The organism is Candidatus Margulisiibacteriota bacterium, from assembly GCA_041661965.1.
In the GTDB taxonomy this organism is placed as follows: domain Bacteria; phylum Margulisbacteria; class WOR-1; order O2-12-FULL-45-9; family XYB2-FULL-48-7; genus XYB2-FULL-45-9.
Map to the genome: position 1 here is coordinate 26,862 of JBAZTH010000001.1, position 14,340 is coordinate 41,201.

At 54.6% G+C, this 14,340-nt stretch carries 11 protein-coding genes; 1 reads left to right on the forward strand and 10 read right to left on the reverse strand.

Features of this window, described 5'->3' with window-relative positions; all coding sequences use genetic code 11:
• Positions 1-31: 31 nt before the first annotated feature.
• Positions 32-502, reverse strand: a complete 471-nt coding sequence (locus WC772_00080) for a response regulator (GenBank protein ID MFA6169155.1) — start codon at positions 500-502, stop codon at positions 32-34.
• A 77-nt stretch (positions 503-579) separates the two neighbouring features.
• Here WC772_00080 and WC772_00085 point away from each other — a divergent pair, with 77 nt between their 5' ends.
• Entirely contained in the window at positions 580-1,683 is a 1,104-nt protein-coding gene (locus WC772_00085) for a putative glycoside hydrolase (GenBank protein ID MFA6169156.1), read from the forward strand.
• Positions 1,684-1,730: 47 nt separating this feature from the next.
• Here the strand turns inward: WC772_00085 and WC772_00090 are convergent, their stop codons facing one another.
• From WC772_00090 to WC772_00130, 9 genes are all read right to left on the reverse strand, one after another.
• Positions 1,731-2,858 (reverse strand): putative porin, encoded by a 1,128-nt coding sequence (locus WC772_00090; GenBank protein MFA6169157.1) that lies wholly within the window; start codon positions 2,856-2,858, stop codon positions 1,731-1,733.
• Positions 2,859-3,027: 169 nt separating this feature from the next.
• Complete coding sequence (locus tag WC772_00095) at positions 3,028-3,642, reverse strand: hypothetical protein (GenBank protein ID MFA6169158.1); 615 nt, start codon at positions 3,640-3,642, stop codon at positions 3,028-3,030.
• A gap of 17 nt (positions 3,643-3,659) precedes the next feature.
• Positions 3,660-5,096, reverse strand: coding sequence for a hypothetical protein (locus WC772_00100; protein MFA6169159.1), 1,437 nt, complete (start codon positions 5,094-5,096; stop codon positions 3,660-3,662).
• Positions 5,097-5,112: 16 nt separating this feature from the next.
• The gene (locus WC772_00105; protein ID MFA6169160.1) at positions 5,113-6,309 is read right to left on the reverse strand and encodes a hypothetical protein; all 1,197 of its coding nucleotides are present in this window, start codon (positions 6,307-6,309) and stop codon (positions 5,113-5,115) included.
• Positions 6,310-6,320: 11 nt separating this feature from the next.
• Positions 6,321-7,412, reverse strand: coding sequence for a hypothetical protein (locus WC772_00110; protein ID MFA6169161.1), 1,092 nt, complete (start codon positions 7,410-7,412; stop codon positions 6,321-6,323).
• Positions 7,413-7,535: 123 nt separating this feature from the next.
• Positions 7,536-8,153, reverse strand: a complete 618-nt coding sequence (locus WC772_00115) for a hypothetical protein (protein MFA6169162.1) — start codon at positions 8,151-8,153, stop codon at positions 7,536-7,538.
• Between the two features lie 208 nt (positions 8,154-8,361).
• Positions 8,362-10,251 carry an S-layer homology domain-containing protein gene (locus WC772_00120; protein ID MFA6169163.1) on the reverse strand — a complete coding sequence of 630 codons (1,890 nt, stop codon included), beginning with the start codon at positions 10,249-10,251 and terminating at the stop codon, positions 8,362-8,364.
• A 23-nt stretch (positions 10,252-10,274) separates the two neighbouring features.
• Positions 10,275-12,263, reverse strand: coding sequence for an Ig-like domain-containing protein (locus WC772_00125; GenBank protein ID MFA6169164.1), 1,989 nt, complete (start codon positions 12,261-12,263; stop codon positions 10,275-10,277).
• A 90-nt stretch (positions 12,264-12,353) separates the two neighbouring features.
• Positions 12,354-14,294, reverse strand: coding sequence for a PorV/PorQ family protein (locus WC772_00130; GenBank protein MFA6169165.1), 1,941 nt, complete (start codon positions 14,292-14,294; stop codon positions 12,354-12,356).
• Positions 14,295-14,340: the final 46 nt, after the last annotated feature.

The window sequence follows — 14,340 nt, forward strand, 5'->3', positions numbered from 1 at the left end:
AAGCTTTATGCTTATAGCTTTAAGCTTTCCCCTATCCCTTCTTCTTAAACTCTTCCCTCTTCTCGATATGTTTTTCGAAGGTATTCAGCACCATGCTGGTGTCTTTGCCTTCAAAATACTTATCGATCGTGGCGAGGAGTTCTTCGCTTTTGAAGGGTTTCTTGATGTAATTAATGACGAAGCCGGAGGTGGCCCGGTCCCACTTTTCCTCGTCTTCCCAGGCGGTCAGCATGGCGATGCCGATATCCTCGCCGTAGTCCTTGCGGATCTTCTCCAGGAGCTGGAGGCCGTCGATCTCCGGCATCTTGATGTCGAGGAAGACCAGGCGGATTTTGTTCCCTCCGAGACCCAGGAAGCTCCGGTGCTGGGTCAGCTTTTCCAGCGCTTCTTTAGCGGAGTAAGCGGTTACGACTTCGTATTTACCGGAATCTTTAATGGTATCGGAAATTACGTTCGCGACATCGATCTCGTCGTCCACAACCATGATTATCGGCTTTGCCATAAGATCACCTTCCTCGGAAATTTTCTCACGAAAGGGGGAGATAGTCAATCCGCTGGCGGTCTGCTACAATGGCGAGCATGAAATCCCCACTTGGCGCGGTTCTGGCCGGCTTACTAATAACTGCGGTCGCAAGTTGCTTTCTTTTTCATCAGCTAAGCGGAGCGGATGACCTTCCCTCCCTTCCGATTAAGGTCAAAAAGAGCTCGGACAAAGGGATCTATATTACCTGGTATGTCGCGCGAACCCCCAAAATGCTCGACCGTTTGCTGGCCCAGGCCGAAAGTTGCGGGCTCAACACGATCGTCGTTGACGCTAAATTCGCCTTGACCCCGCCCCTTTTGGCCCTGCTCAAGAAAAAAGAGTTAACGGCGAAAACGGTCGCGGCCCCCGATCCCTGGCTGTCGGAATTGACCGCCAAACTGCACGAGCGGGGGTTTATCGTCTCGGTCCGGCTGGTGGTTTTTAAAGACGACCACCTGGCGCTGGCCAGGCCCGACCTGGCGATCAAACTTCCCGGCGGGGACTATTACCGCGATCTTAAAGGGGGGAAATGGGGCGATCCCTATGCCGACGAGGTCCGGCTCTATAATGAGCTGGTCGCCGAGCGGGCGGCCGCTTCCGGGGTCGACGAGGTCCAGTTCGACTACATCCGCTTCCCGGCCGAAGGGAAAGCGCGATACGCTTATTTCCCTCACGAGAAAGCGGGGGTTAGCCGGGTCGATGTTGTTTGCGATTTTTTGGCCGGGGTCAAGAAGCGGCTGGCGCGGTACAATGTCTCGCTGGCGGTCGATATATTCGGGATTGCCGCCTGGCAGCAGCCTATTGACGTGCGGTTATTGGGGCAGGACCTGAAGCGGATGTCTGCCTACCTTGATGTCCTCTCGCCGATGCTCTATCCGTCGCATTTTCATGCCGGCTACGATGGCTATGCCAATCCGGGAAGCTACCCTTATCATTTCATGAGCCAGGGGGTCAGGCGCTCGCTGGCGATCCTCTCGGGCGAGGCGACCACCCTGGTCCCCTGGATCCAGGGCTTTAACCTCAACTCTCCTAATTTTGGGCCGAACTATATTTTAGAGCAGGTTAGGGCGGCCAAAGAACTGGGGGTCGACCGTTTTCTGGTCTGGAACGCCTCTAACCGCTACGAAACGACTTTTGCCGCCCTGCGGCGGAGCAGATGAAATGCCTTTGTCGGCCAGGCGGATAGGCGAACGAGGTCGACTTATCTTTACGGTAAAATAACGGAAAGATCGAACTGACCTAATATTTGTTTGTTTTTCTCTCCCTTGATAGTATTTTGGCGGTAAAAATCAAGGCCGAATTCAAAGTTTTGATTTAATCGATAACGAACAACAACTTCTTCTCCTTGAGTGTCGGTTTTTCCTCCGTAACGGTCGGAATCGGTTTGGCCATCCCAAACGGCGTCTTTTTCCAATCGACTTTCGACGTAAGATAAGCTGAAGATTTTGCCAAACCGCAAGGTCAGGCCTCCCAGATAGACCTGGTTTTCCGATGCGGCTTGCAGGTTACGCAGGTATTGGCCGAAAAGGCTGATCCCGATCCCCCCGCTTTCCGTCAGGTTAAGTCCGCCAAGAAAATTTAGTGAATTGAAACCATAACTATAGACCTTGATCTTTTCATCTTTTTCACCGGGAACTTCGGTCCGGCTGTTGGAAAGGCTTGAATAAGGAAGAAACGAACCAGCCAGGCGGTGGTAATAATTGAACTCGCTGGCCAGACGCAGATAACAATCAGTTCCAAGATTGATATGCAGACCAAGTTGCGATTGTGTTAGCCACTGGTCGGCTTTGGCCTTATCTTCGTTGATAACGTAAGCCGATTGGTTAAAAAACAAAGGAAAACCTAATTTGGCTTTTTCCCCGGGGTTGTTTAGTCTTAAGTAAGCGCCGGTTGGCCGCAGGTCATGGTCCCAGGTGGCATCGTTGACCACCCATAACTGGGAGGCTCTTTTCCCAGCTCCCAGGCTGAACCAAGGGGTCGGTTGATAGGCTAGATATGTTTCGGTCAGCCCGATCTCTGGGGAGCGGAAAACATCGGTCATGGTTACATTGTTTGAACGGGGATCTTCCCGTCCGGTTGCCAGGCCAAAGCCGGCCGAAAAATTTTCCGGGAGATCGATCGTTAGTCCCCCTTGGGCGAGAAAACGCAACCGGTGACGGCCTTCTTGATCGTTAGCCAATTCTTCGCCTTGATAGCGAAGGCGGAGCCGGCCGGTTGGGTGCAGACGGTCGGTCCAGGTTGACTTGACGGGCGGGGGCGTGATGGTTTGCGCGTGGGTTGGTTTGGCGACGGCTAAAGCGAACATGAAGGGGATGACACGAGAAAGCTTGTTCATTTTTTTCTCCTTTTAAGGGGCTCACTACTATATCAACGATAAAAGGAGATTGATTTCACTTTTGAGCGGTAACAATCTGGTAACAACTTGGTAAATGGCTGGTTACACGAAAAAAAGCGGCAGCTTAGAGCAGGATCGCCACGCTCTAAGCTGTCCGCTTCAAACTAGTTTACTGCATCACTTTGGTAAACGGAACGGTAAAAGTAATTACCGGTATTCCTCTCAAATCCGGAGAAAAGGTCATACTGCCAAGTAGTCTTTTGATCTCGTCTTCCGGGATCGTATTGGAGTCATTCTCCGGATTGTACCAGCGGCCGGATGTCGATTTAAGCGTCAATCTGCCTTCACTATCAACTTCGATCTTTAACTGAAGATTTCCCCGCCCGGCTAAAGTTTTGAGCGCTTTTTTAACGCTGACTGACGCTTGTTCTCTTTTGCGCCGGTCGCTGTAACCGACTTCTGCCGGTTCCTGGCTGGCGATCTCCGGGCCGCTTGGGACGTCGCTGGGTCCGTCCGGATGAGTCGTTGGCTGAACAGTGGCGCTGCTGCCGGTGCCGGGGATAGTAGTCCGGAAAGTTATTTCCCGGGTGTTGGCGCTGACCTTTTTGGCTTCGGTTTGGTCGATTTCCGCGCGGTTATGGTCGGGGCCGGCTTGTTTGGTCGTGATCGGGTGGCAATCGCCGAAGTAGTTGGGGCAGATATATTCGCCCGGTTTGCCTTCAATCGTGACGACGGCGTAAGTGGTCTCGCCGCCGCGATCGAGCTTGATCCACTGGCCGGTCAAGGTTGCCGGCGGTTTACCTACGGTCTTTTTTTTTCCGCCGCAGTGGCAGGTTTGTCGCTTCCGACGGAAGCTTCAACCGTTGCCGGGACGCTGGCCCCGTGGACATTAAGCGGCCTCTGGAACGAAGGGAGGGCGCTGCTGGTCGTCAGATTTCTGACCGGTGTCCCCATCGGCAGGAGCGGCGCGGAATACGGTCCCAGCCGGCTCTGGCCTTTGTAGACGCTTGATGGATAGATGATGGCGGTTATTCCTCTGACAAACTCATAAGTGAGCGAGGCAGTTACTCCACCGCGATTATCGGCAACTTGCAGGTTGACCCCCAGTGGGGCGAGGACCGGCAGACTTTCGCCGAATTCAGGGAAGTAGGAAACCTGAAGGAAAGTCCGGCTTTCGTCGGCATAATGATTGGGCGCGATGTTGCCGAGCCAAAGTTCCGGCCGGCCCCAGGGGAATAACGCGCCAATCCCGAATTGGGTTAGATCGATGGTCTGCCATTTGAAATCATTATTGCCTAAAGTTTCACGGCCGTAACCAAACTGCGCGTATGGCCGCCAACGATGGTTAGGGAAATCGGCTCTTAAACTGCCGGCTTGCGCGCCGAGCCGTTCTTGAAAATCTTCTCCGGCCAGGGTGTCGGGAGCGGATTGTTCCCCCCAAGCGAGTTGGGCGTAACCAAGGGTGACGTGGAGGTCGCGATACGGATTGAATCTGAACTGGGCTCCGGCTCTAATTGACCGGCGGGTCCCTTCATATTGGCCGCCGTAAACTTCGATGTCGTTTAAGGAGAAAACGGTCCGATCGTGTTCAACAAAGGCGCCGTAACTGGCCGATTCTCCGACAAAGCCGCTGGCGGCCAGGCCGTAAGTGGCGGTGGCGCCGTCGCCGGTTGGGAATTGGCGGGTCGAGTCTTCAGCGTGGCTCTTGCGAGCTTCCCCGAGAGCGTATATTCCCGGCTGGAAGCCGCGGAAAAAAGCGTAGCGAGCGCCAACCCCGGCGCCGGCATCCATTAACCGATTCTGGCCGAAGTCGGTGGCGAAGCTGGCCTTGAGCGGAGTGGCAACTTCCAAGCGCGGACTTTCGACGATCCCGTTAGGCCCAACCCAGCGGACCAGGACCAGCGGGGCGACGCCAAAATTGGAATAAGAGCCGAGCGCAACCGGCGCTTCGTCGCTCGGGACCGAGCCGAGCTTCAAGCGGAAAGAGGGATTGACCATCCCCGGAGTATCTTCTGTGCCGATATACCGTCGCCAAGAGGGAAGTTGATTGTCGTCCCCGACCTTCGGTTGCTGCAGAGTTAAAGGCCCCGGATTGACGATTACAACATCATCGGCGGTGGTAATAGTTATCGGCAGTTGATATTCAGTGCTTTCGTTCGGTTTTTTTGTGCCGGTGACCTCGGGCGCTTTATACCGGGTCCCTCCGACTTGTCCGAGTAAATTAATTGGTAAGGTCATTTTTACACTCTCCTAATTATTTCTTTTGTTCCGGAATGGTTACTTTTACGGTTAAGCTCTTTTTGTCGGGCGAAAGCATATTCGTTGTTACGGTCAGATCAAGCGGGGCTAAGCCTGGCAGAGGGATCTTGATCTTCCAACCGGCCCTAAATTCAAATTCACTGGTGATGGTAAACGTGGTCTCTTTGCCGGCTTGGATCGGAGTCGTCTCTTTGATCTTAGCGGTAAAAGGAACGAGCTCCACAGCTTCCTTTTTTTCAGCCGTTATAAAACCGTCGGCGCTGACCAGACGAACGGTATATTTTTTGTTGGCGGCGGTTGGCACGAATTCGAAGGTCACCGTTTCCCCGCTGACCTTGATCTTACAGTTATCGGCGACAACTATTTCACCGTCAAGGACCCGGGCGATAAAATTATCCGCGGTCACGTTTTTCACCCCGGTAAGAGTGACGGTAACCGGAGCCGCCGGGATAAACGGCGCTTTATTTGTAGCCGCAAAGGCGGGACAGAAGGAGTCATTGCTATCGAGCGTGCACAAGGCTCCAATCAGGTCATTGTTTCCATTATTAAGGGTCAGCCGTCTGGTTAGTTGGCTGTAAACGTCAGCGGCCGTAGCGTCGGCCTTGATCTTTTGGTCCAGCAGAGGGTTGATTTTTGATTTCTTTTTCGTGTCGTCCGAATCAGGAACGGAAAGCAAGGTTGCCAGCGCGGCGGATTGGCCGGTTAACGCGCTCTTCATTTCATCGGAAGAGAGCTGGCGGTCATTTAGAAAAGAAGTTTTAGTGTAATGGATGTAATCTTCGATAACCAACCGGTCCCTGATTAATTTCTTTTTAGCTTCCGACAGGCCCAGCTTGTTCAGGTCGTCGAGAACCGTTGCCAGATCTTTGGAGGTGTTCGGGTCCACTAGCGTAGCCGCCAGAAGATCATAAGCTGCTTTGGCTTCTCCGTCTCTGGTTAGCTTTTTATCCAAGGCCCCTTTAATGCCGCTTTTTTTTCTTGCCGCATCACCGGAGATCCCGAGCCGGCGTTCCAGCTCGGAAATATCGCTGGCTCCTTTTAAGGCGTTGCGGGTATCGCTGGAAACAAATGCCCCCTCATCAAGAAAAGAAGTTCTGGTGTAAGCGATAAAGTCGTCCAGAACTAATTTGTCTCGGACCATTGTTTTTTGGGCCGGGGAAAGGGTGCTAATACTCACACTTAAATCTGGCATATTTATTCTCCTTATTTACATCCCATGGCGGTTCGAATGTCGTCGTCTTTTATGTTGGCGCATGGATCGGCGGCCGGCGGCTTACCAGTTGACGTGGTTGTCGCAGTAGCTGTCGCCGTTGCTGTGGCGGTTGCCGTTGCCGTCGCTGTTGGCGCCACGGTTGGTAAGTTAATTCTGATGTAATCTGCTTGGTTGGCAACAGTGACTAGATTACTGTTCTGTTTAGCTTTTAACTCAAGTCGGCGAAGCAGTGGTTCACGGATGGAAGATGCCGCGGTGAACCCGATTGTAAAAACGGTCCCATCAGCCGCTAAGGAACGACCGAGGCCAGGGATCGTATAATTGCGATCATGGGCTTCGATGGTTTTAATTTCCCCTTTTAAGCCGTTATTGCCGATATCAAGGAGGTAATCGCTAATATTTAAAGGGAGATCTTTGCCGTTTAGAACGAGGGTGACGGTAACTGTTTGCCCGGGGGCAATATTAGTTGTTCCGCAAGGAAGATTGACATCGCAAGCGCGTAAGCCGAGAACCGGCGCTGCCGCCGCCGGGGCCGCCGGGTTTAAACCAAGCGCGGTCTTAATCATCTCGTCGGTGATCCCAAGATCGATGTGCGGGATAAGACCGAGCGGGGTGTTGTTGCCGCCGGTTTCGCAGTAACGTTTAAGGTAATCAAGGGCCTTATCGTCCTTGGATAAGATGGCGCCGTTAGGGGTGATTTTTTCGGATATCTCTTTGATCGCCTGCGCTTGCTTTTGTGGGGGGAGAAGGAGGAACTTTTCCCGATGTTCCTTGCTTTCCCGAATGACCGCTTCGGCGACGACGTTGGCCAGAAGCAATTGCCGATCATTAACGGTGAAGGTGGTGGTAAGGACCGGGTTATATGGCGCGGTTAAGATGGGGCCGTTGGAACTTTCAGCGCCGCAGACGGACTTGCCCATCAGATCGCGGCTGCTAAGAATATTGGCGTAAGCGTAATTCGGCAGCTGGCCGGAAACATGTTCTTTCGGCGGCGCCCCCTTGCAAGCCGCGACGAGCGAGGCGGCTGAAAGAGCCAGCGGAGCGATCCGGCGCGTTACCCTGTTTATTGATGTATAGCTCATCTTTTTTCTCCCCTATATATATCGTCAGATTTTGGAGGGAATTTCACTCTTATTTTTGACCGTTCTATTCCCTCTAATATATTATCGAAGAAATATAAAGGAAATTTCATCTGAAATATGCGCTTACTGACAGCCCATGGCCGTTCGAATGTCGTCGTCCTTTATTTTGGCGCAAGGATCCGTCGCGGCCGGCGTCTTGGAACTAGTATTTCCCGGAAGCGGCGTTTTGGTCTCTCCCGTCGATTTCACGGCGGCGGCCAAAATCTCCACTTTGTTGAAGTCCCAGATGGCATACAGGTTGCTTTTCGTGTCATATGCGTACAATGAGACGCTATTGTCGCTTGCCGGTCTGCCAGAGAGAGCCGAAATAGTCACGGTCACGGCGTTGTCTGCAGTTTTGGTGCCATCAAACAAAGGATAAGGGGAGGTGTCGAATTGGTCAAAAATTCTAACGTAAAAAGTGAGGTCTGACGCGACCTTTGTCCCTTCCGGAAAGGTGAAAACCAGGGGAGTGTCTTTCCCAATAGTAATCGAGGTAGGGGCTAAAGCGGGAGCGGTGCTCTTTATCCCATCAAGCTTGGTCGTTTCAATTACGACCGGTGCCGATAAGGTCGGAGCGGGCGGTGTTTGGACGGCAGTGGAGGTGGGGAGGTTAATGCATCGAGCATCGATCGGCGCGGCTGATTTTTCGCAACCGGCCTGGGCGGCCAGGAGCAGTGCCGGAGCGGCAAGCCTTCTCATTATATGAGCAATCCGAGAATGGGCCACGGGACTAGTTCTGATAACCATTAAATTTTCCTCCTGCAAAGTATTAATAAGATCTACCATGTATCTATCGGAGGGTGTTTGGGAAAATTTCAGGTTATTTGGAGAAACAGAAAAGCCCCAGGTTTCCCCAGGGCTTTTAGTTTTTTTAGCTTAAAGCTTACAGCTGTAAGCTTTTTTAAGCTTAGTACAACGAGGCCTTCAGCGTCGCCCGTTCAATCGTCTGTTGCTTGAACCCTTTTTCCCATTCGTAGAGGTCCTTGATCTTGCCGCCGGCCAGCGAGGTCTTCCCTAGGATATCGACGGTCTGGGAGCGGAGCATCGCCTGTTTCGGGTAAAGTCTGTTGCTGGTGACAAAACCCAGCATCCCGGCCGCTTTGGCCGCTTCCACGTAACGGGAAGCCCAGTGGTAAGCCGGCATATCCCAGTACGGTTTGGCGTTGACTTCAGCCAGCGGAAGCTTGTCGAACCGGACCAAAACCGCGATCCCTTCAGCTTTGCTGATCTTGTTGTTCGGGCGGAAAGAGCGGTCGGGATAACCTTTGACCAACCCTTCGCGCTGGGCGATCTCGATGTATTTCGCGGCCCAGAAATCAGATTTGACGTCTTTGAAGACCTGGCGGGCCCGGTCGTCCTTGACCTCGATCCCTTTGGCGCGGACCAGAAGCGTGGCCAGTTCGGCCCGGGTCAGCGGCCGCTCCGGTTTGAAGTTGCCGTCGGGATAACCCTGGACCAGGCCAACGGTGGCGTTGTTCTCGATCGGCATCTTGGCCCAATAGCCTTCAGGCACGTCGGCAAAGGAGGTCAGGCGGACGATCCGCAGTTCCTTGGCGCCGGAGTTGCCGTCAATATCAGTTGCGGTGACGGTCAGAAGTTTTTTCCCGTACTGGTTGACCGGGACATTCACCTGGAAACGACCGTCGGGTTCGACGACCGCGTTAATGTCGTTGACCTTGACGGTCAGGGTTTTGGCGGCATCAGTCGAAGAGAGCCCTTCGACCCGGCCGGTGACCGGGATGTTGTCATTATAGACGATGGATTTGTCAGCCGGACTGTCGAGCGAAATGACATACTCGCGTTTTTTATCCTCGCCGAGGTAGCCGAACGAGAAGTAGTGGGTCGTGTTCTCGCGGATATCGGAGTAGGGGTGGTAGGCGTAATTGAACTCAACCCCGGAATAGCGGATGCCGATCCCGGCGGTCAGGTCGCTGTTGTCGGACCCGAGGCGCAGAGCCAGGTTGTTGACCGGCCAGAACTCGAGGCCGGCGTAAAGCGCCGACGGTTTGCGGCTGCTTAAGTTAAGATCTCCGTCGACCGAAAGGTAGAGCTTGCGGGTGGCGTGGCTGAAGTAGGCTTTGCCGCTTTCGCCGATCAGGCTGAAGCGGGAGCCGAGCTTCAGCGTCGGGGCCAGGCTGTCGTCGGTTTGGCCGCCGCTGCCGTTGACCTTACTGCCGACGAGAATGTTCTGGAAAACTCCGCCGAGCGTGATCTGATTGTTGGCCGGGAAAAGAACGCCGAGGTCGGCATTAAGCGTTGTGCCGCCGACCGTGCCGACGCCGGTCCCATCGCCGCCGACGCTGACATACTTTAAGTTCGCTCCGAGCAGGACCTCTTTGTTGAAGTTTTGGTTAATGGCGCTCAAGAAGGTCCCGTAGGAGAGGGTCAGAACGTGATTCCCCCAGCCGCCGGAGCCTAAAACATTACCGGTCGAATCGGTGATTGGGATGCCGGAAACTCTGGCGCTGGCGAACCCAACGCCGATCGCCGCTTTTTGGTTGATCGGATAAGCGCCGCTTAAAACGCTGTAGCCGACATCGCCCAGGACCGAAGAGTACATCGCGTTAAGTTTGGGCCCGGTGATCACGGCGAGCCCGGCCGGATTGGCGAAAACCGCTTCGCCGTTCTCGGCAATGCCGACATAGGCGCGGCCCAGGCTCAAGGCTCTTGCCCCGACGGCGATCCCGGTCGGATCGGCGAGGTAGCTGGCGGCGTGGACAGGGGTAAGCTGTAAGCTGTAAGCTGTAAGCGCGATAAGAGCGATTATCAGTAACAGACGGTTGTTAATATTTTTCATGATGTTCTCCATTTGCTCCTCCATTACCGTTTCACCACGAGGATCTTCCCCTTAGCGAGCAGGCTCTTATTATCCTCGTTGACGACTCTCAAGATATAAGCGCCGTCGCTGACCAGGGATCCCCATTGGTCGACGCCGTTCCAGGTGATCTGGCTGGCGCCGGTCGATGTCCGGTAGACCAGCTGGGCCGCCATGTCATAGATGTAATAGCCGAGGCGGGAGGCGCCGCCGGTATTGCTGACCACGATATTGGCCTGTTCGGCCAGCGGGTTGAAGGGATTGGGATAAACCTGGGCGACATCCCCGGCCGCGGAAGCGGTGACCAGGAAGTCTTTCGGGGTCGAAACAAAGGTCGTGACGACTGCCGGGTCGGACGCTGACGGAGCGGAAACCTTAACATCGACTCCGTACATGCCGGAGGGGAGGCCCGCCGGCAGAACAACTTCGATCGAAGTGGTCGTCCAATTCAGGATAATTCCTTCAGTCAGGGCGGAGGTGGTAAGCGACGTGAATTCCACGGCGCGGCTGGAGCTGGTTAAGCTGTCGCGGAAGTTGGTCCCTTCCAGAATGATCCGAACTCCGGCTGGACCTTTGGCCCGGTCGGGATCGGTAGAGGAAGCGCCGGACCGATAAATGTTATTGATGATCGGCGCGGTGCCGGACGGAGTTGGTTCCGGTCCGGGGCCCGGCGTGCCGTTGGTTACGGTGATGTTGACGGTGCCGACGTTGGAATAAGCAATGCCGTCATGAGCCCGGTAGGTGAAGCTGTCGGTCCCGACATAACTGGCGGCGGGAGTATAGGTTACTTGGTTGCCGGAGATCGTCCCCAAACTCCCCTGGGTCGGGCTGGAAACGAGCGAATAGGTCAGGAGGTTGCCGTCCGCGTCAGTGGCGCTAAAGTTAACCGCGACCGCGGTGTTGCTGGCGGTCGAGACGGTCACATCATTAGCGGTTGGCGCGTGGTTGGTCCCGCCGGAGGCGTTGACCGTTAGAGAGACCGCGATCGTTTGCGGATTGTTGGTCGCGTTGGGGTCGGTTACGGTGATGGTCGCGCTGTAAGGAGTAGCCGAAGCGGCCAGTCCAGCGGTGGTAAACGAGACGGTGATGGTTTGAGCCGCGGCTCCCTGGGCGACCGAACCGGTTTTCGGATTGATATCAAGCCAGGTTTGGTTATCGGCCACAGTGTAATTCAAAGCGGCGGTACCGGTATTGCCGATGGTGAAAGTTTGAGCGGCGGCGTTTTCTCCTTGAGCGATTACGAGACTAATGGTTGGTTTATTAAGAGAGATAGCCGGGCTCCCCCCGCCCGGATAGGTGACTTGGGCGGCTGATCTAAGAGAGCGGTAGGCAGACTCAACGTTGGCCGTAAAGACAATCTTTATCGCGTAGTAATAAACGGCGCCGACAACGGGATCAGGCGTGCTGTTGGCTGCCGTATCGCTGTAAGTTGTACCGGAAACCAAGGCATCGTTGATCTTGGTAAAAGTTGTTCCATCGGCGCTGCGGTAGACATTGTAGCCGGCAACCGTGCCGGCTGGAGCCGAAGCGGCCGTCCAGGCGAGATCGACGCGTCCCTGGGCGCTATTGACGGTGGCTGTTGGTTGGGGGACATTGGCCAAAGCGGGAAAATCAGGCGAAAAGTTTTGGGTCGCGGTCGCGTCGGAGAGGGTGACGCTGGAAGCGCTGAACAACCCGGCGCCCGATTCGGCGGCATTAGCTTTTTCAATAATACCAATAACTATCTGGCCGTTGGTCCAGGAAGAATTGAATCCGGGATCGGCTAAATTATCTTGAAAATAAGTATAGTTGGTCGCGCTGTAGCCGCAATTTCCGGATTGGGTTTGGCTGGAATTGTCGGACATCCAGACTTTGTAAGCGGCTGGAGAGTAATTTGTTCCTTGAGGCAGAGCCTTGCCGGAAATAACATGCGACCCGCCGGCCGCGAGGACAGAAGAAGCGCCAAAAAAAGCAAAAAGGACAAGTAAAACAAGCGGACTTCGATTTTTTTTCATTATCATACCTCCGATATGCTTGGATGCCAAAAACTAATTATGCACTCGGAGGTACTATTTATGTCGCTAATTGTATCAATATTACAGGTATTAGTAAATAGACGCCCTGATCTTCGGCCGATCTTCCGGCGTGAAATCTTTCTGGAAACCTTTTTCCCAGCTGTACAGGTCTTTGACCTTGGTGCTGGCCAGAGAGGTCTTACCGAGCATGTCGACCGCCTGGGCGCGGACCATCGCCTGCTTGGGACCAAGCCTATTGTTGTCGACAAAGTTCAGCATCCCCGCTTCCTTGGCCGCCTGGATGTGTCTGGCTGCCCAGTGATGGGTAGAGACGTCCCAGTACGGTTTGGCGTTGGCTTCCGCCAGCGGGAGCTTGTCGAAGCGGACCAGGACCGCGATCCCTTCGGCTTTGCTGATCTTGTTGTTCGGGCGGAAGGTCTTGTCCGGATAACCCTTGATCAAGCCTTCGCGCTGGGCGATCTCAACATATTTAGCGCCCCAGAAATCGGGCTTGACGTCTTTGAAGACCTGGCGGGCGCGGGTGTTCGGGACTTCGATCCCTTTGGCCCGGACCAAAAGGGTGGCCAGTTCGGCGCGGGTCAGAGCGTTGTTTGGTTTGAAGTTCCCGTCCGGAAAACCCTGGACCAAACCGACGGTGGCGTTGTTTTCGATCGGCATTTTCGCCCAGTAACCTTCGGGGACGTCGGCAAAGGAGGTCAGGCGGACGAGCCGCAGTTCTTTGTTGGTGAGATCGCCATTCGGCGTCGCCGCTTCCACGACGATCAGTTTTTTGCCGTACTTATTGACCGGTGAAGTGGCGGTGAAGGTCCCGTCCGGCATGACTTGGGCGTTGACGCCGTTGACTTTGACGGTGACCTCTTTAACGGACGAGCCGACTTCGCCTTCGGTGAATTTGACCCGGCCCGAGACTTTGACGTTGTCGTCGTAAATGACCGCTTTGTCCATCGGGGAATCGACGGAGAGCTGGAGCTCCCGCTTGGTCGGATCGCCAATGTAACTGATCGAAAAATAATGGGAAGTATTCTCGGTGATGCCGCTGTACGGGTGGTAGGCATAGTCAAAAGAAACACCGGAAACCCGGATCCCGACCCCTAAAGTCAGATCGCTGTTGTCGGAACCGGCCCGCAGGGCCAGATTTTCGGTCGGCCAGAATTCGAGGCCGGCGTGCAGGACCCCTGGGACGCTGGTCCGGGTCGGATAATAATCGTAATCGATATTGGTGTAAAGTTTGCGGCTCTTGTTGGCAAAAAGCCCTTTCCCTTCTTTGTCGAGCAGGGCGACCTTGGCCCCGACCTTCAGGGTCGAAGGGATGCTGTCGTATTCGCTGCCCGCCTTGGTGATCTTGGCGCCGAGAGCGGCTGGCAGGGCGTTCTGCAGGGTTACGCCGAGGGTCGCGTACTCGCTAGCCGGGTAGAGGGCGGAAAGATCGGCGTCGAAGCCGGAGCCGGATCCGTCGATCCCGGAACCGCCGACATTATAATATTTCAGGTTGGCGCCGACCGCGACATCTTTGCCCAGGTTTAAATTGAGCTCGCTTAAATAGGTACCGTAGGAGAGGAAGAGAACGTGGCTCCCCCAGGTCAGGTTCGAAGCGGTGATCGCGCCGGTTCCGTCGCGCAAAACGATATCGGCCACGCGGGAACTGACCAAACCGACACCGATGGACGATTTTTCCCCGTACGGGAAAGCGCCGCCGATAACGGTGTAGTTGACGTCGTTGAGCAAGTTGGTGTACATGGTGGTCAGCTTGGCGGAGCTGATCCCGGCGATCCCGGCCGGGTTGGTGAAGATGGCGTCGCCGTCTTCAGCCATGCCGACGTAAGCTTTTCCCATCCCCATGGAACGGGCGCCGACGCCGATTGACATCGGATCGGCCAGGTAGCCGGTCGCGAAGGCAGGGCTGATAAGCTGTAAGCTTAAAGCTGTAAGCAGTAAGAGAACCACGCAAACACGCGACAATATCGTCGCGGTTTCCGGGAGCCACTTAATTTGACATTTGAAATTTGACATTTGGCATTTCCCCCTCGTATATATATCGTCAAGTTTTGTCATGAAT